This is a genomic window from Pseudomonas sp. USHLN015, assembly GCF_037153275.1.
Taxonomy (GTDB): domain Bacteria; phylum Pseudomonadota; class Gammaproteobacteria; order Pseudomonadales; family Pseudomonadaceae; genus Metapseudomonas; species Metapseudomonas tohonis.
This window is the reverse complement of record NZ_JBBCKP010000051.1, coordinates 1-222: the sequence shown is the minus strand read 5'-3', so window position 1 is coordinate 222 and position 222 is coordinate 1. Positions and strand designations below refer to the sequence as shown.

1 pseudogene is annotated in these 222 nt (G+C 69.8%); it reads left to right on the top strand.

The annotated features are described in order from the left end of the window. Positions 1–222 (top strand): annotated as a pseudogene (glyA, locus tag WFQ67_RS30290) (serine hydroxymethyltransferase); the annotation flags it as partial.

Sequence of the window (222 nt, the reverse complement as noted above, 5' to 3'; positions counted from 1 at the left end):
TCAAGCAGGGCCTGACCGGCAAGGACGCCGACGCCGCCCTGGGCCGCGCCGGCATCACCGTGAACAAGAACGCCGTGCCCAACGACCCGCAATCGCCCTTCGTCACCTCCGGCGTGCGCATCGGCACCCCGGCCATCACCACCCGTGGCTTCAAGGAAGAGCAGAGCGTCGCGCTGGCCGGCTGGATCTGCGACATCCTCGACCACCTCGGCGACGCCGATG